We start from the raw sequence: 650 nt of genomic DNA, 5'->3' as shown, positions 1-650 counted from the left end.
GGGTGGAGTTTCTCCATGGAGACTATGACGGAGTTTCTCAGTTCACTTGGCGTGGTGATCTACGAGGACGGGCGGCGGCGCTGGCCGGATGAGGTGAAGGCGCGGGTTGTGGCGGAGACGCTGCTGCCGGGGGCGACGGTGAATTCCGTGGCCGCGAAGTATGAGCTGCGGCCGAACCACTTGTCGGAATGGCGGCGCCTGGCCCGCGACGGGAAGCTTGTGTTGCCAGCCCTTGATGACGAACCTTCGTTTGCGCCGCTGGTACTGTGCGCCTCAGAGAGGGTGCCGGCTGTCCCGGAGGACACAATGTCGGCGGAGCGGATCGAGATTGTTTCCGGCGCGGTGCTGCTTCGGCTTGACGCGGCCACATCGGCCACGCGGGTGGCCGAGATCGTGCGGGCGCTCGGGGCACCGGCATGATGATGCCCTCGCACAAGGTGCGCATCCTGGTGGCGACGCGGCCGGTCGATTTCCGCAAGGGGCATGACGGGCTGGCGGCGCTGGTGCAGTCCGTGCTCAAGGAGGATCCGTTCACCGGCACGGTCTTCGTGTTCCGTCCCAAACGGGCGGACCGGCTGAAGATCCTGTTCTGGGACGGGACCGGGCTGGTGATGGCCTACAAGCGGCTGGAGGACACGACCTTCACCTGG

At 66.2% G+C, this 650-nt stretch carries 2 protein-coding genes; both read left to right on the top strand.

Annotated features, from left to right (window positions below; translation table 11 throughout):
• On the top strand, positions 1–420 hold a 420-nt coding region (tnpA, locus tag NHN26_RS17385; RefSeq protein WP_253090549.1), incomplete at its 5' end, for an IS66-like element accessory protein TnpA.
• On the top strand, positions 417–650 hold a 234-nt coding region (gene tnpB, locus NHN26_RS17380; RefSeq protein ID WP_253090548.1), incomplete at its 3' end, for an IS66 family insertion sequence element accessory protein TnpB. The genes tnpA and tnpB, both read left to right, overlap by 4 nt.

The sequence above is a fragment of the Rhodovulum tesquicola genome (assembly GCF_024128855.1).
GTDB lineage: Bacteria > Pseudomonadota > Alphaproteobacteria > Rhodobacterales > Rhodobacteraceae > Rhodovulum > Rhodovulum tesquicola.
Note: the sequence above shows the minus strand (reverse complement) of the source record. Positions and strands in the feature narration are given on the sequence as shown.